This window comes from Massilia glaciei (genome assembly GCF_003011895.2).
GTDB lineage: Bacteria > Pseudomonadota > Gammaproteobacteria > Burkholderiales > Burkholderiaceae_D > Telluria_A > Telluria_A glaciei.
In genome coordinates, this window is sequence record NZ_PXWF02000298.1 from 1 (window position 1) to 201 (window position 201).

The 201-nt window shown below is 67.2% G+C and carries 1 protein-coding gene; it reads right to left on the reverse strand.

Annotation, left to right across the window (positions count from 1 at the left end):
• A partial coding sequence (locus tag C7C56_RS29450) for a hypothetical protein (protein WP_219933212.1) occupies positions 1–201 on the reverse strand: 201 nt, incomplete at both ends.

Here is a 201-nt window from a genome sequence, read left to right on the forward strand (position 1 = left end):
CGATTCTTTAAGTTAGACAGGCTGCCGGGCCGGTCTTTTCCCGCCAGCCGCGCTTGCCGCGCGCCGCCGCCCACCAGCACGGACGGCAGCCGCCCGGCCCGCGACGCCGGGCGGACCGCTGCCGGGAGATTCCTGAAATTGTTGGAGTGGAGCGGCGCCGATGCCTTGCCGTTGTTTATGTAGTGCCTGAACGAAAACCCC